The sequence below is a fragment of the Streptomyces sp. NPDC056835 genome (genome assembly GCF_042789485.1).
Classification (GTDB): Bacteria; Actinomycetota; Actinomycetes; order Streptomycetales; family Streptomycetaceae; genus Streptomyces.
Window position 1 is genome coordinate 1 of the sequence record NZ_JBHUBB010000008.1, and the last position, 26987, is coordinate 26987.

Below are 26987 nucleotides of genomic sequence, written 5' to 3' on the forward strand. Positions count from 1 at the left end.
ACTGCTTTCCTCACCGCGCTTCGCGCGTGCTGCGACGCTTTACGTCCGGACACGCACCTCCTCCGACCCCGACCCCCTCCCCCCGGCGGTCGCCTGGTCCCGCCGCCCTGGCTGCGGGGTTTGGGGGTGGCTGCGGGCCGGTGGCCCCGGCCATTCGCCGTCCTAGCTGGGGGATGGGGGGTGGGTGCGGCCTGGTGGGCCCCGCCATTCGCCGTCCGGGCGGGGGTGAGTGGGCCGGGTGCGGGACGGTGCCGCCGCCTCCCCCTCCCGCCCTCGCGCACGAACGCGTGGCTTGTGCGGGCGGTGAAGGGGGGCGCGCAGGGGTCGTGTCCGGGACGTAGAGCGTGATTTGTGGCGCGCGAACGCCCGCATCTAAACGCTGGGCAGATCCGCGACGTAAATCATGCAGTCCCGGGCGCGAGCCCCGGAGCGCACCCCGGCAACAACCCGCACCCGGAAACCGGCCCCAGCCAAAGACGAACGGCCTCCCGCCGGGAGGCTATCGGCGGGCTACGCCCTCCGCGCGTGCCGCCGCCGCCACCGCCGCCGTCACCGCCGGCGCCACCCGCTCGTCGAACGGCGACGGGATCACGTAGTCCGCCGCCAGTTCCTCGCCGACCACGTCGGCCAACGCGTTCGCCGCCGCGATCTTCATGCCCTCCGTGATCCGGGATGCCCTGACCTGGAGCGCACCCGCGAAGATGCCCGGGAAGGCGAGCACGTTGTTGATCTGGTTCGGGTAGTCGGAGCGCCCGGTGGCCACGACGGACGCGTACTGGTGCGCGATGTCGGGGTGGACCTCCGGGTTCGGGTTGGCCATCGCGAAGACGAACGCGCCCGGTGCCATCGAGGCGACCGCCGGTTCCGGGACCGTGCCGCCGGAGACGCCGATGAAGACGTCCGCGCCGGAGAGCGCGGACTCCAGAGAGCCGGAGAGCCCGGCGCGGTTGGTGATCTCGGCCAGTTCGCGCTTGACGTCGGTGAGGTCGTCTCGGTCGCGGCTGACGACGCCCCTGCGGTCGGCGACGGCGACATCGCCGATGCCCGCCTCCAGCAGGAACTTGGCGATGGCGACCCCGGCCGCCCCCGCGCCGGAGATGACGGCGCGCAAGTCGCCGAGCTCACGCTTCGTCAGCTTGGCCGCGTTGCGCAGGGCGGCGAGCGTCACGACGGCCGTGCCGTGCTGGTCGTCGTGGAAGACGGGGATGTCCAGCCGTTCCTGGAGCCTGCGCTCGATCTCGAAGCAGCGCGGCGCCGAGATGTCTTCGAGGTTGACGCCGCCGAAGGACGGCGCGAGCCGCACGACGGTGTCGATGATCTCGTCCGTGTCGGTGGTCGCGAGGGCCAGCGGCACCGCGTCGACCCCGCCGAACTGCTTGAACAGGATCGCCTTGCCCTCCATCACGGGGAGCGAGGCCTCCGGTCCGATGTCGCCGAGTCCGAGCACCGCCGTACCGTCCGTCACGACGGCGACGACCTGCGACTTCCAGGTGTAGTCGTGCACCAGCTCGGGCCGTTCGGCGATCGCGCTGCACACCTTCGCGACGCCGGGGGTGTACGCGAGGGACAGATCGTCCTTGTCACGCACCGGCACGGTGGCCACGATGGCCATCTTGCCGCCGCGGTGCAGCGCGAAGGCCGGATCGAAGGGCTCGTCCGGAGCGCTCTCCGTGCCGCCCTGGTTCTCGGTGGTGCTGTCGCTGCGAGGATTGAAAATCTCCGCTGCCATGTGGATGACCCCTTAAGTCTTCATCAGTTGAGGGTTGCCGCTCCTGGTTGAGGAGGGGTGGGTGGGCACCGCGTGCGCGACCGCGCCGGCGGTTGGTCCGCTCGGCCCGGAAGGTGATACGTACGCGCGGGCGCGCCGCACACGCGCCCTGAGCCCCGGATGAGGGGTGTAATCGTCCTTCTTACCGGACGGACCGCATCGTCCACGAGTCCATATATCCGCGGTGAGATGACTCATAGCCGAATATTCGGACACTTCCGGTAAGCGGCATGAATCACGTTCTGGAAAGGAGGCGGACCGGAGATTATCCGGCCGGAAGAAGGTATTCCAGCAGATGGTCCGGTCTTGATGTACGCCATGCCGGGGTCAGGGGGTCTCCCGTTACCCGATTTTGACATGACCGGTCCCCTGAATGGGCCAGTCCGAATGGCAAGATGCCCTAATCACACTCGGTCGCGACACTCGAAGACGCGTGCTCGGCCATTTGGCAGCTCCCTCATCCGCCGGAGGATCCCGATCATGACCGCAAGCACCACCCGCCGGACGACCGTCGCGAAGTCCAGGATCGCCGCGGTCGGCGCGCTCGCGGTCGCGGGCACCCTGCTGCTGACCGCCTGTGGCGACCAGACCGAGAGCGCCAAGAAGGACGGTTCCTCCGCCGGGGCCGATGCCCCGCTCTTCGACCAGCTGCCGAAGGCGATCCAGGACAAGGGCATCATCAAGGTCGGCTCGGACATCGCGTACCCGCCGGTGGAGTTCAAGGACAAGTCCGGCAAGACCGTCGGCATCGACCCGGATCTCGCCGACGCGCTCGGTAAGCAGCTCGGCGTGAAGTTCGAGTTCGAGAACGGCACCTTCGACACTCTGCTGACCGGTCTGCGGTCCAAGAGGTACGACATCGCCATGTCGGCCATGACGGACACCAAGGACCGGCAGAACGGTGTGGACGGCGACACCGGCAAGAAGGTCGGCGAGGGCGTCGATTTCGTCGACTACTTCACCGCCGGTGTCTCGATCTACACCAAGAAGGGCGACGACAAGGGGATCGCCACCTGGTCCGACCTCTGCGGCAAGAAGATGGTCGTCCAGCGCGGCACCGTCTCGCACGATCTGGCCAAGTCCGAGAGCAAGAAGTGTACGGACGGCGGCAAGGGCAAGATCACGCTGGAGGCCTTCGACAACGACCTGGAGGCGCAGACCCGGCTGCGCGGCGGCGGCGCGGACGCCGGTTCCAGTGACTTCCCGGTCGCGGCGTACGCGGTGAAGACCTCGGGCGGCGGCAATGACTTCCAGCTGGTCGGTGAGCAGGTCGAGGCCGCTCCGTACGGTATCGCCGTCGCCAAGAACAACCCGCTGACGAAGACGCTCCAGTCCGCGCTGGAGGCGATCATCAAGAACGGCGAGTACGACAAGGTCATCGCCAAGTGGGGCGTCGCGGACGGCGCGGTCAAGGAAGCCAAGCTCAACGGCGGCTCCTGATTCCGCGCCCGCTCCGAAGGCTCTGAAAGGCATAGGCATCATCCGTGACGGTTGACATCGACAAGTCGGACGACCCCAAGGAAGGCCCACGGGACGTGTCGTCCACCGCACCGGAATCCATCAAGGCGATTCCGGTGCGGCACTACGGGCGGTACGTGTCCGCGGTCGTCGCGATCGGCGTGCTGGTCGCGCTCGTGTGGGCGTTCGCCCAGGGAGACGTGAACTGGGGCGCCATCCCGGACTACTTCTTCGACGGCCAGATCCTCACCGGCGTCAAGAACACCGTGATCATCACGGTGCTCGCGATGCTCCTCGGAGTGGTGCTCGGCATCGTCCTGGCGGTGATGCGGCTCTCCAAGAACCCGGTGACGTCCGCCATCGCGTGGTTCTACATCTGGTTCTTCCGCGGTACGCCGGTCTACGTACAGCTGCTCGTCTGGTTCAACCTGGGGATCGTCTTCGAGTACATCAACCTCGGGCCCATCTACAAGGACGAGTGGTCCTCGTTCATGACCCCGTTCCTGTGCGCGCTGCTGGGCCTCGGGCTCAACGAGGCGGCGTACATGGCGGAGATCTGCCGGGCGGGCCTCCAGTCGGTCGACGAGGGCCAGACCGAGGCGGCGCACGCGCTGGGCATGAGCCACGCCAAGACGCTGCGCCGGATCGTGGTGCCCCAGGCGATGCGCGTGATCGTGCCGCCCACGGGCAATGAGGTCATCAATATGCTGAAGACCTCGTCGCTGGCGGTGGCGGTGCAGTACACCGAGCTGCTGCGCTCGACCCAGAACGTGGCGCAGACCTCGGGTGCCACGGTGGAGATGCTGTTCCTGGCGGCGGCCTGGTACATGATCCTGACCTCGGTGCTCAGCATCGGCCAGTACTACCTGGAGCGCTACTACGCGCGCGGTTCGAGCCGCAGCCTGCCGATGACCCCGTTCCAGCGCGTCCGCGTCAACCTGCTGTCCCTCGGCCGGCCCAAGGGAGGCATGGCATGACCCAGATGGTGAAGGCCGACGGCGTACACAAGTCCTTCGGCACCGCCCATATCCTCAAGGGCATCGATCTGGAGGTCGCCCCGCGCGAGGTCTTCTGTCTGATCGGCCCGTCCGGCTCCGGCAAGTCGACCTTCCTGCGGTGCATCAACCACCTGGAGAAGGTCAACGCGGGCCGGCTGTCGGTCGACGGCGAGCTGGTCGGCTACCGCCAGAAGGGCGACAAGCTGTACGAGCTGAAGGACAGCGAGGTCGCCAGGAAGCGCCGGGACATCGGCATGGTCTTCCAGCGCTTCAATCTCTTTCCGCATATGACGGCGATCGAGAACATCATGGAGGCGCCGGTTCAGGTGCGCGGCGAGGCGAAGGCCGTGGCCCGTGCCCGCGCCGAGCGGCTGCTGGACCGGGTCGGGCTCTCCGACAAGGCCGGCAGCTATCCGTCGCAGCTCTCCGGCGGCCAGCAGCAGCGGGTGGCGATCGCCCGCGCGCTGGCGATGGAGCCCAAGCTGATGCTCTTCGACGAGCCCACGTCGGCGCTCGACCCGGAGCTGGTGGGCGATGTGCTCGATGTGATGCGCGATCTGGCGCAGGACGGTATGACGATGATCGTGGTCACCCATGAGATGGGTTTCGCGCGCGAGGTCGGTGACGCGCTGGTCTTCATGGACGACGGTGTGGTCGTCGAATCGGGCCATCCGCGCGATGTGCTGACGAACCCTCAGCACGACCGGACGAAGTCGTTCCTGTCGAAGGTGCTGTAACGGGCGGTGCGGTGGGGGTGAGGGGCGGTACGGATCCGTCCGTAGCGCCCCTCACCCGTAGGCCGCCCCCGGCCCGGCTCGCCCCTACTTGAGCGCGAGGACGAGGGAGTCGGACGGTGAGGACCAGACCGTCCGTACCTCGTCGAAGCCCGCGTCACGCAGCTTCCGCGCGTGCCAGTCCACGGATGGAGTATCGCCTTCCGCGTGTTCGCCGTAGATCCTGAAGCGCTCGGCCGTCGGTTCCGCGAGGACCGGGTCCCGGCCGGCGAGCTCCCACCAGTCCGCCCAGTCGACGGCGCCCGCGGCCTTGGCGCGGTCCATTCCGGCATGCCGGTGGGCGCGCTCGATCGTGTTGATCCTGGGGGTGGAGTCGTCCGTCATATGGTCGGCGTTCATGAAGACGCCGCCGTCCCTGACCAGGCCCGCGAGCCGGCCGTACAGCGCCGCGAGCGGTTCGGCGCGCAGCCAGTGGAGGGCGGTCGCGGTGAGTACGGCGTCGTACGAACCGTGCGGCAGGAGCGCCGTCCAGCCCGGGTCCTTCAGGTCGGCGGTCACGAAGCTCACGCGCCCGTCCCCGGCGAAGTAGCCGCGGGCGATGGCCAGGAGCGCGGGGTCGAGGTCGACGCCGGTGCTGGTCGCTCCGGGGAACCGGCGGAGCAGCCGGTCCGTGATACTTCCCGTACCGCAGGCGAGGTCGAGCACTCTCGGTTCGGGGCCCACCGCGGCCTCGACCATGTCCAGCATGACCCGGAAGCGCTCCTCGCGGTCGGGCATGTACCACTCCTGCTGGCGGTCCCAGCTCTCCTGCCAGCCGCGCCAGTCGGTCCCCGCCGACTCGTCGGTTCCCGTACTCGTGATTCCCGTACTCGCGGTTCGCGTCTCCGTCATGGAAACCCTCCTCCGTAATACCCTAGAAGCACAACCAGCCATTACATCGATTTCCCTCCAGACCTTAGACCGCTTCCGTAAGGACTACAAGTGGAACTGGCCTCTTACTCGGACTCCGCCGTACGACTGGTCAACACCGAGGAACCGGCCCGCGGTACGGACACCCTGACCTCGGTCGAGGCCGTCCGCGCCCTCTTCGGCCCCAGCTCCCAGGCGGCCCGCCGCGCCACCGACGCGGACGTCACCCGCTTCCGGTCGGTAAGGGCCCGGCTGCGCGCCGTCTTCACCGCCGCCGACGAGGGCGAGGCCACCCAGGCGGTGGACCTGCTCAACTCACTGCTGCTCGAATTCCCGGTCAGCCCGCAGATCTCCGGCCATGACTTCCTGGACGACGAGGGCCATCCGCGCTGGCACATGCATCTCGCGGACCACCCCTCCAACGCGACCGCGGGCTTCGCGGCGACGGCGGCTATGGGGCTCGCGTTCCATCTGACGGAGTACGGCGTCGACCGGCTCGGCCTGTGCCAGGCGGCGCCCTGCCGCAACGCCTACCTGGACACGTCCACCAACCGCTCGCGCCGCTACTGCTCGGACCGCTGCGCGACCCGCGCCAATGTGGCCGCCTACCGGGCCCGCAAACGCCTGGAGACCGAGCGCTCGGCCAGCACCGGCCGCAGCGCCGACACCAGCCAGGACACCACGGCGCGCGCCGACCGCTGATCCCCCAGCGGCCGGTACCGCGCCCGGACCCGCCCCAGCAGCAGCTCCTCGGGCACCGTGCCGAACACCCGGCTGTCCCCCTCGGCCCCGGGATTGTCCCCGAGCACCCACCAGCCGCCGTCGCGCCGCTCGACCAGCCGCTTCACGATGAGCAAGTCCTGTTGCAGCGGATGTTTCAGCACCGCCACATCGCCCGGCTTGAGGGGGGCGCGATAGTGCACGAGGAGCTGATCGCCATGCCTGAGCGTCGGATACATGGACGGACCCATCACTTCAGCGATCCCCAACGACACCTTCGACTCCCGCCCGTGCTCCGCCATTCGGCACCTCCCGGTCCCACGGTACGTTCCGCCACTCGCCCCATACTGACCCCGGACTTTTGTCCTAAGCCTCAGGGGGCACCCGCGAAAACAGGGCTCTCACGGAGTAATGTCCCACCTGAGAAGACGATCACGAGGAAGGACAGCTCCATGCTTTCCCGCCTGTTTGCCCCCAAGGTGAAGGTCAGCGCCCACTGCGACCTCCCCTGCGGCGTGTACGACCCGGCCCAGGCCCGCATCGAGGCCGAGTCGGTCAAGGCCGTCCAGGAGAAGATGCAGGGCAACGACGACGCCCACTTCCAGGCGCGCGCGACAGTCATCAAGGAGCAGCGCGCCGAGCTCGCGAAGCACCATGTCTCGGTGCTCTGGAGCGACTACTTCAAGCCCCCGCACTTCGCGAAGTACCCGGAGCTGCACCAGCTGGTCAACGACACCCTGAAGGCGCTGTCGACCGCGAAGGCCTCGAAGGACCCGGCCACGGGCCAGAAGGCCCTGGACTACATCGCCCAGATCGACAAGATCTTCTGGGAGACGAAGAAGGCCTGATCGCCGATCATGCCGCTTGACCTGCGGTTACGTCATACGCAGCGCTTTACCTCCGCACTCGGCCCGCAGGACTCCATACCGGGAGCCCCTGTCGGACCGGGTGCGGTCTTCTTTGCCCGGCCACAGGTGGGCGTAGATCCGCAGCGTGCTGACGGCGGACACGTGACCGAGGACGAGGCCGAGAGCGGTGAGCCGACGCGCTACGGAGCCCTGTCCGGCCGTACCTGACCGCCGGGCACCCCCATTGGGCCCCTGCCGCAGTACCCCGTCGGCGGGCAGGGATGCCGGACCGGGTGCGGTCGCCTTTTCGGGAGCGCGCGCTCAGGCGTCGGGGAACGGGGTGTCGCTCCAGCGGAACCAGGCTTGGTCATGCTGGATGTGGAGGAGGAATTCCGGCACCGGGCCGTCCGGGGAAACCAGGGTGACCGCTCGTACGACGTCGTCGTACGCCGCCTCCCAGGCGTCGGGCTCTTCGTTCACGCGGTCCAGCAGGGACAGCTCGCGGTCGAACAGGGGCCGCACCGCGGCGAATCCGGGGCCCGGGGTGAAGTGGCCGCTGAGCCAGGGGAAGTCCGCGTCCTCAATGGCGATGTCGCCCACCGGCTGGTCGTCCTGGCGGGAGACGACGCGCCAGATCTCGTCCGTAAAGCCCATCGGCTCCTCCTGCCGTCCGTCCACCGCGCACCGATGGGGGCAGCATCTCAGAGGGGGCTGACAACGGCCGCCGTACGGCCGTCGCGGGGGCCGAAGGCGGTGAGTGCTTCGGCGTCGCTCGCGCGGGCGTGGAGGAAGTAGTCCGCCCACTCGCCGATGTCCGGGTAGCCGGATTCCGCCGTCAGTCGGGCGATCGCGGCGTCGATGTCGAAGTGGGTGACGCGCAGTTCGACGCCGGGGCCGAGGAGCGCCCAGTGCGCGCCGGGGCGTCCGTAGGGCATGCCGACGCTGCCCGGGTTGATGACCTGGCGGCTGTGGGCGAGGCGTACGAAGGGCATGTGGGTGTGTCCGCAGACGACCGTACGGATGTGTTCGCCGAGCCCTTCGAAGACCTCGGTCCAGCGGGTGAGCCGGGAGTCGACGAGGACGACCTCCTCGTCGTCGCGCGGCGTCGCGTGGCAGAACAGGACGTCGCCCAGACCGGCCACCGGCAGGCAGCGGGTGCGCGGCAGACCGGCCAGCAGTGCGATCTGGTCGTCGCGCAACCGGCCGGACGCCCAGGCGGTGATGGCATCGGGGGGCGCGGGGCTCTGTCCGCCCCTGGAGGTCTGTCCGACGCGCAGTTCGACCAGTTCGCGGTCGGCGTTGCCGCCGATCAGCAGGGCCCGGTCGCCCAGGTCCGTCAGCAGGTCCAGTACCTCGGCCGGCTGTGGGCCCGTGGCGATGTCGCCGGTGATCACGATGCGTTCGGCCGCCGCGACCTCCGGCTCGGCGAGCACGGCCTCCAGTGCCGGGAGGACGCCATGGATGTCGGAGAGGACGGCTACGCGGCTCGGCCGTGGCATGGGCGGCATGGGCGGCATTTGTGGCATGGGTGGCATGCCTTCCACTGTCCCTCGGGCCGGCGCCGGGTGACGCTCGGTTCGCTCCGCGCGGAAGCCCGGTCTCAGGCCGCCGGTGCGTGCAGCAACGGGCTTTTGTGGGCGGTGAGCCATCTGCGGTAGTCGACAGCGCGCAGCGCCGCCTCCCGGTACGACGCCTCCAGATCCGCGAACACCTCGTCACCGCTGGAGAGCTCCGCCGCCCCCGTCCCCGCCGCGTCCGCCCCCTCCGCGCCCGGCCGCGAGAACAGCAGCAGCCGCACCGCCAGCGGATCGTCCCGCAGCGGCCGGATCGCCATGTCGTCGCGAGGGCCCGACGTCGGCTGGCAGGGGGCGACCGCCTCGCCGACCGCGATCAGTGAGGCGGCCGTGAGGTAATCCCCGTGCAGCACCGGCGGATTGAGCCCGGCCGCGCCCAATACCCGGCGCAGCCCGTCCCATTCGCCGTCCACCGTCGGATCGACCATCCAGCGGTCCTCGGCGAGATCCGCGAGTTCCACGACCGGGCTGCCCGCCGCCGGATGGTCCCGGGCCATGGAGATGAACTGTGGTTCCCGTTCCACCAGTACGCGCCGCTCCAGCCCCTCGGGAACGAGCAGCGGGCACCCCTCCACCTCATGGACGAAGGCCACGTCCAGCTGGCCCGCGGCGAGCGTCCGCAGCAACACACTGGCGGAGACATCCATGTGGAGCGAGATATCCGTACCGGGCAGCCGGTTTCTGAGCCGACGCAGCCACCCCACCAGCGCGCGGCTCGCGGTGGAGCCGATCCGCAGCCTCGGCCCGTCGGCCGGGCCGGCGGCCATCCGCGTCTCGGCGACGAGCGCGGCCATCCCGGAGACGAGGGGGCGCGCCCGGCTCAGTACCGAGCGGCCCAGGGGGGTGGGCCGGCAGCCGGTACGTTCCCGGGAGAACAACTCCGCGCCCAACGCGTTCTCGATACGCCGCAATTGTGTGGTCAGGGACGGCTGGCTCATCCCCAGCTGCCGCGCCGCCTTGTGCACACTGCCGGCATCGGCAATGGCACACAGGGCACGCAGATGTCTCACCTCCAGCTCCATGCCCAGAGAGTAGAGCGGCCCCCCGCACCACACCAGATGCCCAAATCCCTTTAATTGGAGGCGCATTCGAAGATATGCGGCCAGGGTGATGCGCTCGTGTTATCGGTCTTTGACATCATCCGCACAAGGGCGGACTCCCCGAGACTCTGCGGTACCGAACCCGTTCAACGAACGATCAGGAGCCCCCCACATGAGACACCCCAAGACCGCCATTTCCGCCATCGCCGGTATCGGTCTGGCCTTCGCGACACTCGGTGTCGCGCCCACCGCCACCGCCGCCCCGGCCCCCGTCGGCGAGGCCGTCACCTCCTCGTACTCCGCCTACAGCGGCTCGAAGGCGGAGGCCGCCGGCAACAAGGCGTTCTTCGACGCCGTCCTGAAGTCGGTCGCCGAGAAGCGTGCCGCGAACCCCGGCGCCCAGGCCGTCACCGTGATCTACAACGCGTCGAACGCGCCCACCTTCGCCGGCCAGATAGCCAGCTCCACCTCGATATGGAACAGCGCCGTCTCCAATGTGAAGCTCCAGGCGGGCAGCAACGCGGACTTCACGTACTACGAGGGCAATGACTCGCGCGGCTCGTACGCGAGCACCGACGGTCACGGCCGCGGCTACGTCTTCCTGGACTACCGGCAGAACCAGCAGTACAACTCCACCCGCGTCACCGCGCACGAGACCGGGCACGTCCTCGGCCTTCCCGACAACTACTCGGGCCCGTGCAGCGAGCTGATGTCCGGCGGCGGCCCCGGCACCTCCTGCCAGAACGCCCAGCCGAACGCGGCCGAGCGCTCCCGGGTCAACGCCCTGTGGGCAAACGGCCTCGCCGCCGCGATGGCCAAGGTCTCCTGACTTCCCGTACGGAGAACACACGCCTGACCTCCCTCGCGTGACGAAGGGGCGCCCCGAACCCACCAAGGGGCGCCCCTTCCCGTGTCCCCCTTGGTAACGTCTCTCGGTGGACTTCAGTACGGAGACCGGCGCGTCGCCCGAACTCGGCCGGACCATCGAGGGCGATTTCGAGACACTGCTGACCGTACGGGCCGACCGCCCGGACCGGGTCGCGTGCCTCCATGACTGGGCCGCCGCCCACGGCCTCGCGGTCACCCTCGTGGTCCTGGACCGCGGCCGTACCCCGTCCCGGCCGACGCTCACCCTGCCCGGCACGGGCACGCTCGACGAGCAGCGCCGGGCCGCCGAGCGGTGTGCGGAGCGCCTCGCGGAGGCCGGGTTCCCCGTCGTACGGACCAAGCTGGTGGCGGCGCCCTGGAACGAGGGCGTGCCGGGAACCGACGCCGAGGCCGCGACGCTGCCCGCGTACTGCCATTTCGAGCACCATGTCACGCTGCGGCTGCCGATCCCGTACGACGCCCAACGCCTGGCGGCGGTCGCCGAGCAGCACAGCGCGCATGTCTCGCGCGCCGCACGCCGGGTGCTGTCCGGCGGGGTGCAGGAGCGCTCCCTGACACAGCGCGCCCGCGGTGTCGGCAGACCGGCGGCGCGCGCCCGGCTGGACGCGCTGCTCGACGGCCTGATGGTGGCTGGATTCCAACCGGCGGACATCGCGGAGGAGTTCGTCCTCCACGACGACGCACCGGTCCCGGATTGACGCGGGCCAGGATTGGCGCCGGCCGGCCGGTGGGCCGGCCGGTCAGTTCGTCAGGACGCTCCCACCAACGGCCGGTCGGCCAGCTCCGTACCGCTCGGCAGCTGGCGCCGGATCCGGCCCAGCGCCTCCTCGAAGCCGCCCCCGGCGATCCCCGACGCGTAGGCCGCCCCGCCGCAGTGCAGCGTCAGGCTCAGCTCCGCCCGGCCCACCGGTCCCTCGGCCGCGCGCTCACCGAGCGTCAGCAGACAGCTCAGCGTGGCCTGCTGGACCGTGCCGGCCGAACTGACGGGCATCGGTATGTCCCATTCCATGACGCAGGACGCCAGGAGCTCGCCCGCCCCCACCGCTTCAAGGACGGCGAAATCCGCCCCTTCGTACTCAACACCCCTGATGTGGGTACGTACTTGCTGTCCACCCGCGCTCAGGGTGATCGCTTCCGCGCCCAGGCGGTCCCGGTACCAACCCGCCCATGAATCCGTCGACTCCGCTGTCATGGCGCGGACTGTAGCGGTAGCGGATCTTCCGTCGCAGCACGGGTCACGGCTTCCGGTCATACTTCCTGACGAGCACCCCGTTCCCGAACGTCCTGACGGATTGCAGGGTGAACTCACCGAGGGCGAAATCCGACCTGAACATCGGCATCCCCGAGCCGAGGACCAGCGGGTACGTCTTGATGACCAGCTCGTCGATCTCATCGACCAACTGCCCGGCGAGATCGGCGCCACCACAGAGATAGATCCCGAGCTCACCTTCCTCCGCCTTCAGTTCCCGGACCTTCGCCACCACGTCACCGGAGACGATCTCGACCGCGGGATCCGGGCTCTCCTTGATGCTGCGGGACACCACGTACTGGCGCATGTGCGCGTACGGGCTGGGGACCCCGAGCTCCAGGGCGACGTCGTAACTGGCCCTGCCCTGGATGATGGTGTCGAAGTGCCGGTTCTCCAGATCGTCGATACCGAGGGGTTGGCGGCCGTTGGTGGACATGGTCTCCGGGTACTCCGCCTTCAGGAACTCGAAGAACTCCTCGTCCACGAAGGACAGGAAGGCCGTCGCGTCGCCCGAGGGAGCGCCGATGAAGCCGTCGATCGATACCGCGATGAAGTACGTGAGCTTGCGCAAGCCGGATCCTCCGGGGCACTGGACGACAGGAAGGGGCCGGCGTTTCGAACACCCGCCTGACCACTGCATCCATAGTGCTTTAGATGTAGTGGTTACGCAAGCCGATTCCCCCTGCCTTCCTCAGGCGGTCCGCGGCTCCCGCCACATGGGCCACATGTGCGGCCCGTCCGGCAGATCGACCGTGCTGCCCATGAAGGTGAACCCGAGCCGTTCGTACAGCCGCCGGCTCCGCTCGCTGCTCGCCTCCAGATAGGCCGGAAGACCCTCGCGGTCGCAGCGCTCCAGCACGGATTCGATCAGCGTCCGGCCCAGTCCCCGGCCCTGGTGCTCCGGGGACACCGCGATCATCAGCAGATACGCGTGCGCGCGGTCGTGCGGATGGATCGCGCCCGTCAGCCGGCCGACCAGCTCGGTCCGCTCGTTGTCCGGATCGGCGATCGCCCGCATCCGGGCCGGGGTGTCGTCCTCCTCGTCCGGCAGGCCCGCCGGCACCGAGAGCCACAGCGCCATGGCCGTCCCGTCCTCCAGGATGTCCACCCACCCCTCGGCGAGCGCGACATCGGCGAACACGCCGAGGAAGAGGCCGTGCACCCGGTGGCGGTGGTCCTTCTCGGGGAAGACCCAGCAGCTCACCGGGTCGTCGTCGAAGGCCTCTTCGAGCAGCCGTACCAAGGTCGGCCGGTCGCTCTCCCCCGCCCGTCTTATCCCCGCACCCATCTCCTGGACCTCCTCGACACGACTGTTACGTCGATATCACGTCAATACGACGAGGTGATCCTAGGGCGCGTCTTCAAAGTAGCGCCGTCCGCCTGAAGGGCGGGCCCGGCGCCCGCCGCGGCAGCGGCAAGATGTCGCCGCGGTGCGTGCGATCGCAAGGCGGAGGGTCGCCCCAGTACTGGACGTACTGGAGTGATCCCGACAACGCCGCGAGCGTGCGTGCCGGGCGTCGCCGGGCAGGCGGGACTTTGAAGACACGCCCTAGAGTTGGGCGGATCCGGGCCGTACGCCCGCCTCAGCGGGTACGGCGCGTCACGAACTCCGCCAGGGCCAGCAGATCGTCCGCCGCCGACAGGTCGGGGACCGCCCGGGACAGTTCCTGCACGGCCCGGGACATCCGCTCGGCCGCCTGGAACTGCGCCCAGTCGCGCCCGCCCGCCCGTTCGACGGCGGCGGCGGCGCGCGCCACCGCTCCCGCGTCCATCGGGCCCCGGTACAGCTCGGCCAGTTCCTCGGCCGCCGGGGTGCCCGAGGCCAGGGCCGCGACCACCGGCAGGGACTTCTTGTGGGCGGCCAGATCGGCACCGGCCGGTTTGCCCGTACGGTCGGAATCCCCCCAGATCCCGATCAGGTCGTCGATCAGCTGGAAGGCGAGCCCCGCCTCCCTCCCGAAGGCGTCCAGCGCGGCGACCTGCTCCTCCCCCGCGCCCGCGTACAGCGCGCCGAGCGCGCAGGAAGCGCCCAGCAGGGCACCGGTCTTGGCCGTCGCCATGGCGACGCACTCGTCGAGCGAGACCTCGTGCGGATCGCGTTGCTCGAAGGCGCAGTCCGCCTGCTGGCCCGCGCACAGCTCGATGACACAGGCCGCGAGCCTGGCCGAGGCGGCGGCCGACGCCGGGTGCGGGTCCTCCGCGAGCAGCCGCAGCGCGAGGGCCATCATGGCGTCGCCCGCGATGATGGCGTCGGGGGTGCCGAAGACCGTCCAGGCGGTGGCGCGATGCCGCCGGGTCGGGTCCTCGTCGATCACGTCGTCGTGGAGCAGCGTGAAGTTGTGGGCCAGCTCGACGGCGACGGCGGCCCGTACGGCGTGGTGCGGATCCCCGCCGAGCGACCGCGCCGCGGCGAGGACGAGCGCGGGCCTGATCGCCTTGCCCGTCCGGCCCGAGGCCGGGGTGCCGTCGGCGTGCTCCCAGCCGAAGTGGTACATCGCGACCCGGCGCAGGGAGCCGGGCAACGACTCGACGGTGGAGCGTAGTTCGGGATGGACAGCGGTGCGGGTGCGCTCCAGGAGTGCCACGGCCTCGTGGCCCTCGGTGGCGGCATCCGTGCTGGTCATGGTCACGGTCTCTTCCTCTGGGGCATGCGGGCATGCGGCATGCCGCACGTGCCACGTGCCACAGGCCAAGGGACAAGGGGTACGGCGCACGGCGCGAGGCGCATGCGGTGGGGACCAGCCGCCGGACACCGGATGCCGGTGCCCGGGTCGGTCACCTCACCTCACCTCACCCCCAGCGGCCCACCTCCACGTTCTCCAGCACTCCGACGGCGTCCGGCACCAGAATGGCGGCCGAGTAGTAGGCCGTGACCAGGTACGAGATGATCGCCTGCTCGTCGATGCCCATGAAGCGGACCGACAGGCCCGGCTCGATCTCGTCCGGGATCCCGCTCTGCTGGAGGCCGATGACACCCTGCTCGGCCTCGCCCGTACGCATACAGACGATCGAGGTCGTCCGGGCGTCCGAGACCGGGATCTTGTCGCACGGGAAGATCGGCACCCCGCGCCAGGCGGGCACATGCTGGCCCGCCACCTCCACACTGTCCGGATAGAGCCCCCGCTTGTTGCACTCACGCCCGAACGCGGCGATGGCCCGCGGGTGCGCGAGGAACATCTTCGAGCCGCGCCGGCGTGAAAGCAGCTCGTCCATGTCGTCCGGGCTCGGTCCGCCGTCGTGCGGCTGGAGCCGCTGCCCGTAGTCGCAGTTGTTGAGCAGCCCGAACTCGCGGTTGTTGATCAGCTCGTGCTCCTGGCGCTCGCGCAGCGCCTCGACCGTGAGCCGCAACTGCTGCTCGGTCTGGTTCATGGGCTGGTTGTAGAGGTCGGCGACCCGGCTGTGCACCTTCAGCACGGTCTGGGCGACGCTCAGTTCGTACTCGCGCGGCTTCGCGTCGTAGTCCACGAACGTATGGGGCACGACGCTCTCGCCGACATGGCCGGCGGAGAGATCGATCTCGGCCTCGCCGTACTTGTTGGTGCGCTGGTGCGGTACGGACACCACCGCCGCCAGATGGTCGCGCAGCGACTCCTCGCGCTCCGCGAGGTTGAGTACGTCCCGCCGGCTCAGCACCAGCACGGTGCAGGCCGTGGCCGCCCTCGCGGTGTAGCCCCAGATGGCCTCCCCGTCCACCAGGGCATGGTCGCCGAAGTACGCCCCGTCGGCGAGTACTTCGAGCACCGCGTCGCCCCCGTAGGGACCCGAGCCCACCTTCTCGACCCGGCCGTGCGCCAGCAGAAAGACCTCGTCCGCCGCCTCGCCGGAGGCCACCATGACCTGGCCCGCCGAGAACTCCCGCTGCTCGCAGCGGCCCGCCAGCTCGGACAGCACGCCTTCGTCGCCGTACGCGCGCAGCGCCGGCAGCTCGCCGAGCTCGGCGGGGATGACCGCAACCCGGTCCCCCGTCTGCACGAACGTCACGCGTCCGTCGCCGACCGCGTGGCTGAGCCTGCGGTTCACCCGGTACGTACCGCCCTGGATCTGCACCCAGGGCAGCATGCGCAGCAGCCACCGTGAGGTGATCTCCTGCATCTGCGGTACCGATTTGGTGGTGGTCGCCAGGTTCCGGGCGACGGCCGTTCCCAGACTCTGCTGGGACGGCGGCTGCGCTGCCAGAACCTCGTTACCAACCGACATGAAGTCTCCCCTTCGATCATGTACCGACCTGCGAGAAGAATGGTTCCATCACGTGGCGTACATCCGCCATTACACATATGAGTGGGACTGGATCACCCAGAACGGGGAACTACACGCGCACATTCGTTATATCCGGACACCGGACACGGCACATCGAACGGCAAGGAGTCCCCCATGGCCCCACCCATGTCCGCGGCCCAGTTCCTCGACGCCCTGAAGGGTGAGGGACTGACCGTCGTCGAGGTCGGCGACTGGCGCACCCACAATCGCGACCGCCAAGGCCCCTGGGGGCCCGTGCACGGCGTGGTCATCCATCACACCGTCACCCGCGGCACGGACGCGACGGTGCGGCTGTGCAGGGACGGCCACGACGCGCTGCCGGGGCCGCTGTGCCACGGCGTGATCGCCAAGGACGGCACGGTCCATCTGGTCGGCCACGGACGCGCCAATCACGCGGGGTCGGGCGACGGCGACGTCCTGAAGGCCGTGATCGCCGAGAAACGCCTTCCGCCGGTCAGTCAGGCCGGCACCGACGGGAACCGGCACTTCTACGGCTTCGAGTGCGAGAACCTGGGCGACGGCGAGGACCCGTGGCCCGAAGCCCAGTTGACGGCCATCGAGAAGGCCGCGGCGGCGGTCTGCCGGCACCACGGCTGGGGCGCCGGGTCGGTGATCGGGCATCTGGAGTGGCAGCCGGGCAAGGTCGACCCGCGCGGCTTCACGATGGACTCCCTGCGGGACCGCGTCCGCGACCGCCTGAAGTGACGCGTGCCGGACGCGTTCCGGACGCGTGCCAGGGGACACGTCGTACCCGGGTGACGCCACAATGAGGGAATGCCCCGCCATGACGCGCCCGACCTCGCCGCTCTGCGGCCCCGGCTGCCCTCGCCGCTGGTGCCCGCCGACGACGAGCGCTTCGCGCGCCACGGCGTACGGCTGCTGCTCAAACGTGACGATCTGATCCACCCCGAACTGGCCGGCAACAAATGGCGCAAACTGGCGCCCAATCTGCGGGCCGCGGCCGCGGGCGGCCGGCGGACGCTGCTGACCTTCGGCGGCGCGTACTCCAACCATCTGCGCGCGACCGCCGCGGCCGGCCGGCTCCTCGGCTTCACCACCGTCGGTGTCGTACGGGGCGAGGAGCTGGCGGGACGCCCGCTCAATCCGTCGCTCGCCCGGTGCGCGGCCGACGGGATGCGGCTGTGCTTCGTGGACCGCGCGGCCTACCGGCGCAAGTCGGAGCCCGAGGTGCTGGCGGCCGTCCTCGGCCGGGCGGGGCTGAAAAGCGACGACGTGTACGTCGTACCGGAAGGCGGCAGCAACGCGCTCGCGGCCCGGGGATGCGCCGAACTGGGCCGGGAGCTGCGCGGCGTGGCCGGGACCGTCGCGGTGGCCTGCGGCACCGGCGGCACGCTCGCGGGGCTCGCCGCCGGGCTCGGGAGCGGTCAGCGGGCCGTGGGATTCCCGGTGCTCAGGGGCGACTTCCTGGAGCGGGAGATACGGCAGCTCCAACTGACCGCGTTCGGCGGCCCCGTCGGCGACTGGCGGCTCGACGGACGCTTCCACTTCGGTGGCTTCGCCCGTACCACCCCCGCGCTCGACGCGTTCGCCGAAGAGTTCGGGGAGCGGCACGGGCTGCGGGTGGAACGTCTCTATGTCGCCAAAATGCTGTACGGGCTGACCGCACTGGCCGAGGAGGGCGCGTTCCGGCCGGGCACGACCGTCGTCGCCGTCATCACGGGCCAGCCGGAGCCGTCCGAGCCCGGCCCGCTCCCGTCGGAGCCGTCTCAGTCCTCCTCCCGGTAGGCCGCCGCCTCCTCCAGGTCCAGTCTGCGCAGCAGCGTCCGCATCATCTCGTCGTCGATCCGCCGCCGGTCCCGCAGCTCCACGAACACCGCGCGCTCCGCCTCGATCATCTCCCGCGACAGTCGCCGGTAGGTGTCGTCCGCCGACTCCCCCGTCACCTCGTTGACCGCCCCCAGCCGCTCCCAGACCGCGTTGCGGCGGCGCTCCAGGACATGACGGAGCCGTTCGGCCAGTGGCGGCGGCAGCGCGTTGCGCTCGTCGGCCAGCAGTGCGTCCAGCCGCCGTTCCGCCGCCCCCGACGCCTCGCTCTGCGCCTGCGCCTCGGCCAGGGTCTCGGCCTGCCGGTCGCGCCCGGGGATCTTCAGCAGCCGGATCAGCGGCGGCAGCGTGAGGCCCTGGACGACCAGGGTGCCGATCACGGTCGTGAAGGTCAGGAACAGGACGAGATTGCGCCCGGGGAACGGCCGTCCGTCCTCCAGGGTCAGCGGGATCGAGAACGCGATCGCCAGCGACACCACTCCGCGCATCCCGGCCCAGCCGACGATCAGCGGCGCGGTCCAATTGGTGTCCGGCTCGCGCTCCCTGATCCCCCGGAACAGCGCGCGCGGCAGGAAGGTCGCCGGATAGACCCAGACGAATCTGATCGCCACCACCACCACGAAGACGCCCAGCGCGTACAGCAGCGCGTCCCCGACCCCGTACTCCCCGAGCCCCTTGAGCACATAGGGCAGCTGGAGCCCGATCAGCGCGAACACCGCCGACTCCAGCACGAACGCGATCATCTTCCACACCGCGGCCTCCTGGAGCCGGGTCTCGAAGTCCACCTGCCAGGAACGGTGTCCGAGATACAGCGCGACCACGACGACGGCCAGCACCCCGGACGCGCCCACGTGTTCGGCCAGCGCGTAGGCGAGGAACGGGATGAGCAGCGAGAGGGTGTTCTGCAGCAGCGCCTCGGTCAGATGGGTACGCAGCCAGTGCAGCGGCACCATCAGGACCAGCCCCACACCGATGCCGCCGAGCGACGCCAGCGCGAACTCCCCGATCCCGCCGGCCCAGCTCGCGCCCGCGCCGACCGCGGCGGCCACCGCCACCTTGAACGCGGTGATGGCGGTCGCGTCGTTCACCAGGGACTCGCCCTGGAGGATGGTGGTGATCCGGTTCGGCAGCCCCAGTCTGCGCGCGATGGCCGTGGCCGCCACCGCGTCCGGTGGTGCGATCACCGCGCCCAGCACCAGCGCCGCGGTCAAGGGCAGATCGGGCACCAGCAGATACACCAGCCAGCCGACCGCGACCGTCGCGAAGAGGACGTACCCCACCGAGAGCAGCGCGACCGGCCTGATGTTCGCCCGCAGATCGAGATACGAACTGTCCACCGCGGCCGTGTACAACAGCGGCGGCAGCACCAGCGGCAGCACGATATGCGGATTCAGTGTGTAGTCCGGTACGCCCGGCACATACGAGGCGCCCAGCCCCACGGCGACCAACAGCAACGGCGCGGCCACCGGCGTCCTGCGGGCCGCGCCGGCGATAGCCGCGCTCCCCGCCACCAGCGCGATCAGCGGCAATACGTCCATCCCACGTCCTCTGCACCCGTCGTAACCTGGTCATCATGAGCGAGTGCCCCCACGTTGCGGAACTGCCGCGCCCCGAGCCCGCGCCCCGCGGTGACACCTGCCGCGAGTGCGTCGCGGCCGACAGCCACCCCGTACAGCTGCGGGTCTGTCTCGTCTGCGGAGAGATCGGCTGCTGTGACTCCTCGCCGTACCAACACGCGACACAACACTTCAAGGACACGGGTCATGCCGTGATGCGGAGTTTCGAGCCCGGGGAGAGCTGGCGGTGGTGCTTCGTGGACGGTTCGATCGTCTGACGACTGGGTACGTCAACCCTCCGCCGGTTCTTCGTAATTGGACGCCAGAAACCTCTAGCCACTTTCTGTGTTCATATGCTTACCATGAGTGACAGTCGCTGGGTGGGGGTCCCGGCGACACAGCACCATGGATCGCGATAGCGTCGCCACTCCAGAGCGGCTACGTACCGACCGGCTACGTACCGACTACGTACCGCAAGGCTCCTGGACACCCCCTGTCCCTGAGCCCAGAAGAGCTTGTGCCACCTTGGAGGTGAGGGTGTCCCAGATCGCAGGCGAGCCCGGGACCGAGGACTTCGTGGAAGTCCGGCTGCCCGCTGCGGGTGCCTACCTGTCCGTGCTGCGTACGGCCACGGCCGGCCTCGCGGCGCGCTTGGACTTCACCCTCGACGAGATCGAGGACCTCCGCATCGCGGTGGACGAGGCCTGCGCGATCCTGCTTCAGCAGGCCGTACCGGGCTCCGTACTCAGCTGCGTCTTCCGGCTCATCGAGGACGCGCTCGAAGTGACCGTGTCGGCGCCCACCACGGACGGGCGCGCACCGGAGCGCGACACCTTCGCCTGGACAGTGCTCTCCGCGCTGGCCGGCAAGGTCGACTCGACGGTCGCGGAGGACCGTACGGTCACCATCAGCCTCTACAAACAGCGCGGCGCGGGACCCGGGCCGGCGTGAGGAACGGGGACGGTCCGGTGCGTGACGAGGGGCGCATCCCACGGGAGCCGCGGGAAGGGCACGAAGCTCCGTCGGAGCCGGCGCCCGCCCCCGCGGGCATCCCGGAGCAGCAGGCCCGACCCCATCCGGAGGACGGACTTGACGGCCAGACGGCCGCGGCGGAGCAGGCGCAGGCAGAGCGGGCGGCCACTATGAGCGAGCAGCACAACGACAAGCACCACGATCCACATGACCGCAGCGGGGCGCGGGCGATGTTCATCGAGCTGCGCAAGCTGCCTGACGGCTCGCCCGAGAAGGCGGATCTCCGCAATCAGCTGGTGCGGATGCATCTGCCGCTGGTCGAGCATCTGGCGAGACGGTTCCGCAATCGCGGCGAGCCGCTGGACGATCTGACGCAGGTCGCCACCATCGGTCTGATCAAGTCCGTGGACCGGTTCGATCCGGAGCGTGGCGTCGAGTTCTCGACCTACGCGACGCCGACGGTCGTCGGGGAGATCAAGCGGCACTTCCGGGACAAGGGCTGGGCGGTCCGGGTGCCGCGCCGCCTCCAGGAACTGCGGCTCGCCCTGACGACGGCCACCGCCGAACTCTCCCAGCAGCACGGCCGTTCGCCCACGGTCCATGAGCTGGCGGAGCGGCTCGGCATCTCGGAGGAGGAGGTCCTGGAGGGTCTGGAGTCCGCCAACGCGTACTCCACACTGTCGCTGGACGTCCCGGACACGGACGACGAGTCCCCGGCGGTCGCGGACACACTGGGCGCGGAGGACGAGGCCCTGGAGGGCGTCGAGTACCGCGAATCACTCAAGCCACTACTGGAGGATCTGCCGCCGCGAGAGAAGCGGATTCTTCTGCTCCGGTTCTTCGGCAATATGACGCAGTCACAGATCGCGCAGGAGGTCGGCATCTCACAGATGCATGTCTCGCGGCTGCTGGCCCGCACACTCGCGCAGCTGCGCGAGCGGCTGTTGGTGGAGGAGTAGGAGAGCGAGCGGGAGAGCCCGCGCCGGGGCCTACCGCCGGGATTCGCCGGCCGGGCCGCGGATGCCGAGGGCTTCCGTGGTGGTCGGGTTGACCAGCAGGACCAGCCCTGCCACCGCGACCACCGCGAGCGCGATTCCGGCCGGGATCATGCCGCCCGTGGAGGTCAGCAGCGTATAGGCGACGGGCAGCGCCATGATCTGGGTGATCAGCGCGGGCCCCCGGCTCCAGGCGCGCCGCAGCAGCAGCCCGCGCGCGGCGATCAATGGGATGACACCGAGCGCGATCAGGGTGATCCCGCCCATCTCCGCCTGCTGCGGGCTGTCGGGTTTTCCGAGCAACCCCATCACCAGCAGATACACACCGCCGACGACCAGTGCCAGGGCTTCGAGCCCACAGGCGCCGGCCGCCGCGGTCAGGCGCGGGGGGCGCGGGGAGGACGCGGGGGCGGTCTGCTCACTGCTGCTGCTCACCCCTGCAGGGTAACCACAGGGCCGCCACGCACCTCCCGACAGCCCCGGGCGTCCCGGCCCGCCGGGCGTCGGCGGTCCGGCCCGACAGACCCCGGCGCCGCGGGCTCCCGGAGGCGACCCTCAGGCGCCCGGCCGGTAATCTGCTCGGCATGCGCGCACTCCTCGTGGTCAATCCGGCAGCAACCACCACCAGTGCCCGCACACGAGACGTACTGATCCACGCGCTCGCCAGCGAGATGAAGCTCGAAGCGGTGACCACGGAGTACCGCGGACACGCCCGTGACCTGGGCAGACGCGCCGCCGACTCGGACGACATCGAGCTGGTCGTCGCCCTCGGCGGCGACGGCACCGTCAACGAGGTCGTCAACGGACTGCTGCACAACGGCCCCGATCCCGAGCGGCTGCCGCGCCTCGCGGTGGTCCCCGGCGGTTCGACCAATGTCTTCGCCCGCGCGCTCGGGCTGCCCAATGACGCGGTCGAGGCGACCGGCGCGATCCTGGACGCGCTCGCCCTGCGGAGCGAACGTACGGTCGGTCTGGGACTGGCGGCCGGGACACCGGGCACCGAGGACGAGTCCGTGCCGTCCCGCTGGTTCACCTTCTGCGCCGGCTTCGGCTTCGACGCGGGGGTGATCGGGCGGGTCGAACAACAACGGGAGCGCGGGAAACGGTCGACGCACGCCCTCTATGTGCGCCAGGTGGTACGCCAGTTCCTGGAGGAGCCCCACCGGCGAGGCGGGCTGATCACACTGGAACGCCCCGGTGAGGATCCGGTGAAGGATCTTGTTCTCTCCATAATCTGCAACACCGCGCCCTGGACCTACCTGGGCAATCGTCCGGTCTACGCGTCTCCCGCGGCCTCTTTCGATCTGGCTCTCGATGTCCTCGGACTGAGCAGAATGTCGACTCCCGCGGTGGCCAGATACGCGACCCAATTGCTCACTTCTACCCCTGATCGGGGCCCCCGCGGACGCCATGCGGTGTCTCTTCATGACCTCACCGACTTCACCTTGCATTCCAAGGCGCCCCTCCCCTTCCAGATGGACGGCGACCACCTTGGACTGCGCACGAGCGTGACGTTCACAGGCGTACGCCGTGCACTGCGTGTGATTGTGTGAGTGGAAGGGGCCAAAGTCCTTTCACTCGAACGTTTAGGCTGGCATCCACCCCATGGAAGTACGGCTGTGACCTAGTCGACACCGAGGAATCAAAAAAAACTTTCCAGAAGGGGTTGTATCCGCCGCCGAGGTTTGCGAATCTCTACGTGGCGCTCGGGACGGCCCGCAACATCGGCCTCCCTGAGAGCCAGAACCCCTCCTCAAACCAAGGACCCCACCAGTTTCCGCTGGCGGTCGGCCCTTCCCTTGTCGGGGGATTCGTGAAAGCGTTCACATTCACAAGCAATCTGCATGTAATACCAAGAGAGGTAGCAGCCATGGACTGGCGTCACAACGCCGTTTGCCGCGAGGAAGACCCCGAGCTGTTCTTCCCCATCGGCAACACCGGTCCTGCGCTGCTGCAGATCGAGGAAGCCAAGGCCGTCTGCCGTCGCTGCCCCGTCATGGAGCAGTGCCTGCAGTGGGCACTTGAGTCCGGTCAGGACTCGGGTGTCTGGGGTGGCCTCAGCGAGGACGAGCGCCGCGCTATGAAGCGCCGCGCCGCTCGTAACCGGGCGCGTAACGCGACCGCCTGAAGCACCCCGCCACGAGCCCTGGCCGGCGGAGCGTACAGCGAGTACGCATAGCCCCGCCCCCGAAACGCAGCGCGCAGTACCCCCCGATGCGCATCGCAAAGTGAGCTTCGAGCCGAGCCCCGGACCGTCACCACGGTCCGGGGCTCGCTGCTGTGCCGGGCGGTACGAAAATACGCTCACCGACATCGGCCACTTCTGGGCTACTTCCAGGGCTACTTCTGCGGCTCCACCGGAATGTCCAGCATCACGCGCGTACCGCGCACCGGCGCCGGCACCATGTCGAAGCCACCGCCCAACTCCCCTTCCACCAGGGTCCGTACGATCTGGAGTCCCAGATTTCCGGCGCGCTGCGGATCGAACCCCTCGGGCAGCCCGCGCCCGTCGTCCTGGACGGTGATCATGAGCCGGGCGTCCGAGCGGGCGCCCTCGCCGCGCTTGGCCCCCGGCGAGTCGCCGCTGCGGACCGCCGAGACATCGACCCGGCCCTCCTCCCCCGGCGCGAAGGCGTGCTCCAGCGCGTTCTGAAGAATCTCGGTGAGCACCATCGAGAGGGGCGTGGCCACTTCGGCGTCGAGCACGCCGAACTTCCCCGTACGGCGGCAGACGACCTTGCCGGGCGAGATCTCGGCGACCATCGCCAGCACCCGGTCGGCGATCTCATCGAATTCGACGCGCTCATCCAGATTCTGAGACAGCGTCTCGTGCACGATGGCGATCGAACCGACGCGCCGTACAGCCTCGTTGAGGGCTTCCCTGCCCTGCGCGGAGTCCATCCGCCTGGACTGGAGCCGAAGGAGCGCCGCGACCGTCTGGAGGTTGTTCTTGACCCGGTGGTGGATCTCCCGGATGGTGGCGTCCTTGGTGATCAACTCGCGTTCGCGGCGCCGCAGTTCCGTCACATCGCGGAGCAGCACCAGAGAGCCGATCCGGGTGCCCTTGGGCTTGAGGGGGATGGCGCGCAGCTGGATGACCCCGCCGCTGCCCTCCACCTCGGTCTCGCGGGGCGCGTAGCCGCTGGCCAGTTTGACCATCGCCTCGTCCACCGGGCCGCGCGCGGGGGCCAGTTCGTCGGTGGTGCGGCCGAGATGGTGTCCCACCAGGTCGGACGCGAGTCCCAATCGGTGATACGCGGAGAGGGCGTTGGGGCTCGCGTACTGGACGACCCCGTCCGCGTCCAGCCGGATCAGACCGTCACCGACGCGCGGGGAGGCGTCCATGTCGACCTGCTGGCCGGGGAAGGGGAAGGACCCGGCGGCGATCATCTGGGCCAGGTCGGAGGCGGACTGGAGATAGGTGAGCTCCAGCCGGCTGGGGGTGCGGACCGTGAGCAGATTGGTGTTGCGCGCGATGACCCCGAGGACACGGCCCTCGCGCCGTACGGGGATGGACTCGACCCGTACGGGCACCTCCTCACGCCATTCGGGGTCGCCCTCCCGGACGATCCGCCCCTCGTCGAGCGCCGCGTCCAGCAGCGGCCGGCGGCCACGCGGGACGAGATGGCCGACCATGTCGTCCTGATAGGAGGTGGGTCCGGTGTTGGGCCGCATCTGGGCGACGGACACATAGCGGGTGCCGTCGCGGGTGGGGACCCAGAGCACGAGATCCGCGAAGGAGAGGTCGGAGAGCAGCTGCCACTCCGAGACCAGCAGATGAAGCCACTCAAGGTCGGACTCACTGAGGGCTGTGTGCTGGCGTACGAGGTCGTTCATGGAGGGCACACAGGCGAGCGTACCCGCGGTATGAACCCGGACGAACCGTGGTCTGTACTGGAAGGTAGGAGGGAAATAGGCTCGGTACACGCATGGACAGCCAGAATGGTCTAGTCCACAATGCTGTATGAGCCTCCGCCCTCCCCGCACAGGAGGGTGGACCGAGGTACCGGCGCTCTCTGCCCTGACTGCGACGGGACCTCTCCCAACGGCCGCGCGGGACCGCACACCTGCCGGCCGTAGCAACTCCGGGCTGCGGTGCCGTACGGGTTGAGGGTCCCGTCGCGGCGCCGCGGCCCGCGGGTGCGGAGCCCGTCCGGGAGCGGGGTCAGCCGGTCTCCGGTGTCTTCGCCATCGTGCGCGGCGCGTCCGGATCCTGCCCCCTGGCGATGGCCACCTCGTGGGCCAGCAGTTGGAGCGGCAGGATCTGCAGGATCGGCTGAAGCTCCTCCGGGATTCCGTCCGTCGGCAGCACGAACCCCGCGGACGCCGCTTCGACCTCCGCCGGTGACCCCACGACGAACAGGTCGGCGCCCCGGGCCCGCAGCCGGGCGAGGACCGGCTGAAGGGCCTCTCCGCCCTTGCCCTCGGGGACGATCGCGATCACCGGCGAGATGTTGTCGACCATCGCGAGCGGGCCGTGCAGCAGATCCGCGCCGGAGTAGGAGAGCGCGGGGATGTAGCAGGTCTCCATGAGCTTGAGCGCCGCCTCCTTGGCCGTCGGATAGCCGTAGCCCCGGGAGATGATCACCATCCGCTCGGCGAAGCGGTAGCGCGAGGCGAGCGTCCGTACCTCGTGCGCGCGCGCCAGCACCCGTTCCGCGAGGTCCGGCAGACCGCCGGCCGCCGCGCCGTCCCGGCCGCCGAGCGCCTCGGCGAAGAGATACAGCGCGAGCAGCGAGGCGGTGTACGACTTGGTGGCGGGCAGCGCCCTCTCCGGGCCCGCCAGGACGTCGATATGGAATTCCGCCACGGCGGTCAGCGCCGAGTCGGGGTTGTTGGTCACCGCGAGCGTGGTCGCGCCGGCCTCCCGCGCGGCCCAGGTGGAGGCCACCAGATCGGGCGAGCCGCCCCACTGGCTGACCCCGATGACCAGCACATCGGTGAGGTCCGGCTTGGCGCCGTACGCCGTCGTGGTGGACATGGAGGCCAGTCCGCAGGGCAGTCCGCACAGGATCTCCAGCAGATACTTCGCGTAGAGCGCGGCGTGGTCGGACGTACCGCGGGCGGTGAGCAGGACGAAACGCGGCTCGCGCGCCGCGATGGCCGCCGCCACCTCGCGGACGCCGGGCGCGCCGTCCCGGAGGATCCGCCGCAGTACGGCGGGCTGCTCCGCGACCTCGGCGGACATGATGCCGCCGGCCCGCTCGCACGAGTCGCCCGACAGCGCGGCAGACAT

General features: G+C 69.6%; 29 protein-coding genes. 14 read left to right on the plus strand and 15 right to left on the minus strand.

What is annotated here, in order from left to right:
* Positions 1–499 precede the first annotated feature (499 nt).
* Entirely contained in the window at positions 500–1729 is a 1230-nt protein-coding gene (locus ACFRMN_RS10875; protein WP_383016567.1) for an NADP-dependent malic enzyme, read from the minus strand.
* A 519-nt stretch (positions 1730–2248) separates the two neighbouring features.
* Here ACFRMN_RS10875 and ACFRMN_RS10880 point away from each other — a divergent pair.
* The 3 genes from ACFRMN_RS10880 to ACFRMN_RS10890 are packed head-to-tail and all read left to right on the plus strand — an operon-like array spanning position 2249 to position 4961.
* Positions 2249–3208 carry an ABC transporter substrate-binding protein gene (locus tag ACFRMN_RS10880; RefSeq protein ID WP_383016569.1) on the plus strand — a complete coding sequence of 320 codons (960 nt, stop codon included), beginning with the start codon at positions 2249–2251 and terminating at the stop codon, positions 3206–3208.
* Positions 3209–3252: 44 nt separating this feature from the next.
* Entirely contained in the window at positions 3253–4203 is a 951-nt protein-coding gene (locus tag ACFRMN_RS10885) for an amino acid ABC transporter permease (RefSeq protein WP_383016572.1), read from the plus strand.
* Between the two features lie 5 nt (positions 4204–4208).
* A complete protein-coding gene (locus ACFRMN_RS10890; protein ID WP_383017232.1) occupies positions 4209–4961 on the plus strand; it encodes an amino acid ABC transporter ATP-binding protein in 753 nt (250 codons plus the stop codon).
* Between the two features lie 84 nt (positions 4962–5045).
* On the opposite strand, the gene ACFRMN_RS10895 is transcribed toward ACFRMN_RS10890, so the two are convergent.
* Complete coding sequence (locus tag ACFRMN_RS10895; protein WP_383016575.1) at positions 5046–5849, minus strand: class I SAM-dependent methyltransferase; 804 nt, start codon at positions 5847–5849, stop codon at positions 5046–5048.
* Between the two features lie 90 nt (positions 5850–5939).
* Between ACFRMN_RS10895 and ACFRMN_RS10900 the strand changes: the two genes are divergently transcribed.
* Complete coding sequence (locus ACFRMN_RS10900; protein WP_382871764.1) at positions 5940–6569, plus strand: CGNR zinc finger domain-containing protein; 630 nt, start codon at positions 5940–5942, stop codon at positions 6567–6569.
* Here the strand turns inward: ACFRMN_RS10900 and sodX are convergent.
* Positions 6473–6889 (minus strand): nickel-type superoxide dismutase maturation protease, encoded by a 417-nt coding sequence (sodX, locus tag ACFRMN_RS10905; protein ID WP_383016578.1) that lies wholly within the window; start codon positions 6887–6889, stop codon positions 6473–6475. The genes ACFRMN_RS10900 and sodX overlap by 97 nt on opposite strands.
* Positions 6890–7039: 150 nt before the next feature.
* Here sodX and sodN point away from each other — a divergent pair, with 150 nt between their 5' ends.
* A complete protein-coding gene (sodN, locus tag ACFRMN_RS10910; protein WP_383016581.1) occupies positions 7040–7435 on the plus strand; it encodes a superoxide dismutase, Ni in 396 nt (131 codons plus the stop codon).
* Between the two features lie 321 nt (positions 7436–7756).
* Here the strand turns inward: sodN and ACFRMN_RS10915 are convergent, their stop codons facing one another.
* The 3 genes from ACFRMN_RS10915 to ACFRMN_RS10925 all read right to left on the minus strand — a co-directional run bounded on the left by ACFRMN_RS10915 (position 7757) and on the right by ACFRMN_RS10925 (position 10031).
* Positions 7757–8089 carry a hypothetical protein gene (locus tag ACFRMN_RS10915; protein WP_383016584.1) on the minus strand — a complete coding sequence of 111 codons (333 nt, stop codon included), beginning with the start codon at positions 8087–8089 and terminating at the stop codon, positions 7757–7759.
* A gap of 47 nt (positions 8090–8136) precedes the next feature.
* Complete coding sequence (locus ACFRMN_RS10920) at positions 8137–8934, minus strand: metallophosphoesterase family protein (protein ID WP_383016587.1); 798 nt, start codon at positions 8932–8934, stop codon at positions 8137–8139.
* Between the two features lie 101 nt (positions 8935–9035).
* Positions 9036–10031, minus strand: coding sequence for a LysR family transcriptional regulator (locus ACFRMN_RS10925; protein ID WP_383016590.1), 996 nt, complete (start codon positions 10029–10031; stop codon positions 9036–9038).
* Between the two features lie 190 nt (positions 10032–10221).
* Between ACFRMN_RS10925 and snpA the strand changes: the two genes are divergently transcribed.
* Together snpA and ACFRMN_RS10935 are read left to right on the plus strand one after the other, a co-directional pair.
* The gene (gene snpA, locus ACFRMN_RS10930; RefSeq protein ID WP_383016593.1) at positions 10222–10878 is read left to right on the plus strand and encodes a snapalysin; all 657 of its coding nucleotides are present in this window, start codon (positions 10222–10224) and stop codon (positions 10876–10878) included.
* Positions 10879–10984: 106 nt separating this feature from the next.
* Positions 10985–11635: a hypothetical protein gene (locus ACFRMN_RS10935; RefSeq protein ID WP_383016596.1), complete on the plus strand. Its 651-nt coding sequence runs from the start codon at positions 10985–10987 to the stop codon at positions 11633–11635.
* A gap of 50 nt (positions 11636–11685) precedes the next feature.
* Here ACFRMN_RS10935 and ACFRMN_RS10940 read toward each other — a convergent pair whose 3' ends face one another.
* From ACFRMN_RS10940 to ACFRMN_RS10960, 5 genes are all read right to left on the minus strand, one after another.
* Complete coding sequence (locus tag ACFRMN_RS10940; protein ID WP_383016599.1) at positions 11686–12129, minus strand: DUF6304 family protein; 444 nt, start codon at positions 12127–12129, stop codon at positions 11686–11688.
* Positions 12130–12172: 43 nt separating this feature from the next.
* On the minus strand, positions 12173–12757 hold the full coding sequence (locus tag ACFRMN_RS10945; RefSeq protein WP_383016602.1) for a dihydrofolate reductase family protein: 585 nt from the start codon (positions 12755–12757) through the stop codon (positions 12173–12175).
* A 120-nt stretch (positions 12758–12877) separates the two neighbouring features.
* Positions 12878–13474, minus strand: coding sequence for a GNAT family N-acetyltransferase (locus ACFRMN_RS10950; RefSeq protein ID WP_383016605.1), 597 nt, complete (start codon positions 13472–13474; stop codon positions 12878–12880).
* A gap of 295 nt (positions 13475–13769) precedes the next feature.
* A complete protein-coding gene (locus ACFRMN_RS10955; protein ID WP_383016608.1) occupies positions 13770–14810 on the minus strand; it encodes a family 2 encapsulin nanocompartment cargo protein polyprenyl transferase in 1041 nt (346 codons plus the stop codon).
* A 166-nt stretch (positions 14811–14976) separates the two neighbouring features.
* Complete coding sequence (locus ACFRMN_RS10960; RefSeq protein ID WP_383016611.1) at positions 14977–16383, minus strand: family 2B encapsulin nanocompartment shell protein; 1407 nt, start codon at positions 16381–16383, stop codon at positions 14977–14979.
* A gap of 174 nt (positions 16384–16557) precedes the next feature.
* On the opposite strand from ACFRMN_RS10960, the gene ACFRMN_RS10965 reads away from it, so the two are divergent.
* Together ACFRMN_RS10965 and ACFRMN_RS10970 are read left to right on the plus strand one after the other, a co-directional pair.
* Positions 16558–17148 carry an N-acetylmuramoyl-L-alanine amidase gene (locus tag ACFRMN_RS10965; protein ID WP_383016615.1) on the plus strand — a complete coding sequence of 197 codons (591 nt, stop codon included), beginning with the start codon at positions 16558–16560 and terminating at the stop codon, positions 17146–17148.
* 69 nt (positions 17149–17217) lie between these two features.
* Positions 17218–18189, plus strand: coding sequence for a 1-aminocyclopropane-1-carboxylate deaminase/D-cysteine desulfhydrase (locus ACFRMN_RS10970; RefSeq protein WP_383016619.1), 972 nt, complete (start codon positions 17218–17220; stop codon positions 18187–18189).
* On the opposite strand, the gene ACFRMN_RS10975 is transcribed toward ACFRMN_RS10970, so the two are convergent.
* The gene (locus ACFRMN_RS10975) at positions 18171–19766 is read right to left on the minus strand and encodes a Na+/H+ antiporter (RefSeq protein ID WP_383016622.1); all 1596 of its coding nucleotides are present in this window, start codon (positions 19764–19766) and stop codon (positions 18171–18173) included. The two genes, ACFRMN_RS10970 and ACFRMN_RS10975, sit on opposite strands and share 19 nt — an antisense overlap.
* Positions 19767–19801: 35 nt before the next feature.
* Between ACFRMN_RS10975 and ACFRMN_RS10980 the strand changes: the two genes are divergently transcribed.
* The 3 genes from ACFRMN_RS10980 to ACFRMN_RS10990 all read left to right on the plus strand — a co-directional run bounded on the left by ACFRMN_RS10980 (position 19802) and on the right by ACFRMN_RS10990 (position 21715).
* The gene (locus ACFRMN_RS10980) at positions 19802–20062 is read left to right on the plus strand and encodes a UBP-type zinc finger domain-containing protein (protein WP_383016625.1); all 261 of its coding nucleotides are present in this window, start codon (positions 19802–19804) and stop codon (positions 20060–20062) included.
* Positions 20063–20321: 259 nt separating this feature from the next.
* The gene (locus ACFRMN_RS10985) at positions 20322–20735 is read left to right on the plus strand and encodes an anti-sigma regulatory factor (protein ID WP_249953912.1); all 414 of its coding nucleotides are present in this window, start codon (positions 20322–20324) and stop codon (positions 20733–20735) included.
* The gene (locus ACFRMN_RS10990; protein WP_030352799.1) at positions 20732–21715 is read left to right on the plus strand and encodes an RNA polymerase sigma factor SigF; all 984 of its coding nucleotides are present in this window, start codon (positions 20732–20734) and stop codon (positions 21713–21715) included. The genes ACFRMN_RS10985 and ACFRMN_RS10990 overlap by 4 nt, the downstream gene beginning before the upstream one ends.
* A gap of 30 nt (positions 21716–21745) precedes the next feature.
* Here ACFRMN_RS10990 and ACFRMN_RS10995 read toward each other — a convergent pair whose 3' ends face one another.
* Positions 21746–22186 carry a hypothetical protein gene (locus ACFRMN_RS10995; RefSeq protein WP_383016628.1) on the minus strand — a complete coding sequence of 147 codons (441 nt, stop codon included), beginning with the start codon at positions 22184–22186 and terminating at the stop codon, positions 21746–21748.
* Between the two features lie 149 nt (positions 22187–22335).
* Between ACFRMN_RS10995 and ACFRMN_RS11000 the strand changes: the two genes are divergently transcribed.
* On the plus strand, positions 22336–23304 hold the full coding sequence (locus ACFRMN_RS11000; RefSeq protein WP_365749395.1) for a diacylglycerol kinase family protein: 969 nt from the start codon (positions 22336–22338) through the stop codon (positions 23302–23304).
* A gap of 317 nt (positions 23305–23621) precedes the next feature.
* Positions 23622–23879 (plus strand): WhiB family transcriptional regulator, encoded by a 258-nt coding sequence (locus ACFRMN_RS11005; RefSeq protein ID WP_004937597.1) that lies wholly within the window; start codon positions 23622–23624, stop codon positions 23877–23879.
* Positions 23880–24091: 212 nt separating this feature from the next.
* Here the strand turns inward: ACFRMN_RS11005 and ACFRMN_RS11010 are convergent, their stop codons facing one another.
* Both ACFRMN_RS11010 and ACFRMN_RS11015 read right to left on the minus strand, forming a co-directional pair.
* Positions 24092–25588, minus strand: a complete 1497-nt coding sequence (locus ACFRMN_RS11010; protein ID WP_383017235.1) for a PAS domain-containing sensor histidine kinase — start codon at positions 25586–25588, stop codon at positions 24092–24094.
* Between the two features lie 328 nt (positions 25589–25916).
* The gene (locus ACFRMN_RS11015) at positions 25917–26987 is read right to left on the minus strand and encodes an SIS domain-containing protein (protein ID WP_383016632.1); all 1071 of its coding nucleotides are present in this window, start codon (positions 26985–26987) and stop codon (positions 25917–25919) included.

What these genes read in the sequence shown, in the direction of transcription:
- ACFRMN_RS10875 (WP_383016567.1), bottom strand. Translation starts at nt 1,729, where the DNA reads ATGGCAGCGGAGATTTTCAATCCTCGCAGCGACAGCACCACCGAGAAC.
- ACFRMN_RS10880 (WP_383016569.1), top strand. Translation starts at nt 2,249, where the DNA reads ATGACCGCAAGCACCACCCGCCGGACGACCGTCGCGAAGTCCAGGATC.
- ACFRMN_RS10890 (WP_383017232.1), top strand. Translation starts at nt 4,209, where the DNA reads ATGGTGAAGGCCGACGGCGTACACAAGTCCTTCGGCACCGCCCATATC.
- ACFRMN_RS10895 (WP_383016575.1), bottom strand. Translation starts at nt 5,849, where the DNA reads ATGACGGAGACGCGAACCGCGAGTACGGGAATCACGAGTACGGGAACC.
- sodX (WP_383016578.1), bottom strand. Translation starts at nt 6,889, where the DNA reads ATGGCGGAGCACGGGCGGGAGTCGAAGGTGTCGTTGGGGATCGCTGAA.
- sodN (WP_383016581.1), top strand. Translation starts at nt 7,040, where the DNA reads ATGCTTTCCCGCCTGTTTGCCCCCAAGGTGAAGGTCAGCGCCCACTGC.
- ACFRMN_RS10915 (WP_383016584.1), bottom strand. Translation starts at nt 8,089, where the DNA reads ATGGGCTTTACGGACGAGATCTGGCGCGTCGTCTCCCGCCAGGACGAC.
- ACFRMN_RS10920 (WP_383016587.1), bottom strand. Translation starts at nt 8,934, where the DNA reads ATGCCACGGCCGAGCCGCGTAGCCGTCCTCTCCGACATCCATGGCGTC.
- ACFRMN_RS10925 (WP_383016590.1), bottom strand. Translation starts at nt 10,031, where the DNA reads ATGGAGCTGGAGGTGAGACATCTGCGTGCCCTGTGTGCCATTGCCGAT.
- snpA (WP_383016593.1), top strand. Translation starts at nt 10,222, where the DNA reads ATGAGACACCCCAAGACCGCCATTTCCGCCATCGCCGGTATCGGTCTG.
- ACFRMN_RS10940 (WP_383016599.1), bottom strand. Translation starts at nt 12,129, where the DNA reads ATGACAGCGGAGTCGACGGATTCATGGGCGGGTTGGTACCGGGACCGC.
- ACFRMN_RS10950 (WP_383016605.1), bottom strand. Translation starts at nt 13,474, where the DNA reads ATGGGTGCGGGGATAAGACGGGCGGGGGAGAGCGACCGGCCGACCTTG.
- ACFRMN_RS10955 (WP_383016608.1), bottom strand. Translation starts at nt 14,810, where the DNA reads ATGACCAGCACGGATGCCGCCACCGAGGGCCACGAGGCCGTGGCACTC.
- ACFRMN_RS10960 (WP_383016611.1), bottom strand. Translation starts at nt 16,383, where the DNA reads ATGTCGGTTGGTAACGAGGTTCTGGCAGCGCAGCCGCCGTCCCAGCAG.
- ACFRMN_RS10965 (WP_383016615.1), top strand. Translation starts at nt 16,558, where the DNA reads ATGGCCCCACCCATGTCCGCGGCCCAGTTCCTCGACGCCCTGAAGGGT.
- ACFRMN_RS10970 (WP_383016619.1), top strand. Translation starts at nt 17,218, where the DNA reads ATGCCCCGCCATGACGCGCCCGACCTCGCCGCTCTGCGGCCCCGGCTG.
- ACFRMN_RS10975 (WP_383016622.1), bottom strand. Translation starts at nt 19,766, where the DNA reads ATGGACGTATTGCCGCTGATCGCGCTGGTGGCGGGGAGCGCGGCTATC.
- ACFRMN_RS10980 (WP_383016625.1), top strand. Translation starts at nt 19,802, where the DNA reads ATGAGCGAGTGCCCCCACGTTGCGGAACTGCCGCGCCCCGAGCCCGCG.
- ACFRMN_RS11000 (WP_365749395.1), top strand. Translation starts at nt 22,336, where the DNA reads ATGCGCGCACTCCTCGTGGTCAATCCGGCAGCAACCACCACCAGTGCC.
- ACFRMN_RS11005 (WP_004937597.1), top strand. Translation starts at nt 23,622, where the DNA reads ATGGACTGGCGTCACAACGCCGTTTGCCGCGAGGAAGACCCCGAGCTG.
- ACFRMN_RS11010 (WP_383017235.1), bottom strand. Translation starts at nt 25,588, where the DNA reads ATGAACGACCTCGTACGCCAGCACACAGCCCTCAGTGAGTCCGACCTT.
- ACFRMN_RS11015 (WP_383016632.1), bottom strand. Translation starts at nt 26,987, where the DNA reads ATGTCTGCCGCGCTGTCGGGCGACTCGTGCGAGCGGGCCGGCGGCATC.